This is a genomic window from Acetobacter sp. DsW_063, from assembly GCF_002153745.1.
Lineage (GTDB): Bacteria > Pseudomonadota > Alphaproteobacteria > Acetobacterales > Acetobacteraceae > Acetobacter.
The window spans coordinates 1-353 of sequence record NZ_JOPL01000125.1 but is presented as its reverse complement, the minus strand read 5'-3'; the positions used below and the strand labels follow the sequence as shown (position 1 = coordinate 353).

The 353-nt window shown below is 68.3% G+C and carries 1 protein-coding gene; it reads left to right on the top strand.

Going from position 1 to position 353, the window contains the following annotated elements:
- On the top strand, positions 1–310 hold a 310-nt coding region (locus HK28_RS13100; RefSeq protein ID WP_086644985.1), incomplete at its 5' end, for a phage major capsid protein.
- Positions 311–353: the final 43 nt, after the last annotated feature.

Here is a 353-nt window from a genome sequence, read left to right as displayed (position 1 = left end):
GCAGCGCTACGTCTTCGCGAACCCGACCGGCGTCGCCGGGCCGGTGCTGTGGGGGCTTCCCGTGGCGCAGAGCCTCGCCATGGCGGCGGGCGGCTTCATGACGGGCGCTTTCCGTTACGCGGCGCAGATCTTCGACCGCGAGGACGCGACGGTGACGATCTCGACCGAGGATCGCGATAACTTCGTCAAGAACATGGTCACGATCCTTGCGGAAGAGCGGCTTGCGCTGGCGGTGTATCGCCCCGAGGCGCTGATCAAGGGCTCGTTCGCGGATCTGACCACGACGGCCGCCGCTGGCGGCGGCTCGTAACGGTCGGGAGGTCGGACCATGAGGCGGACAACGCCAGTCGGTC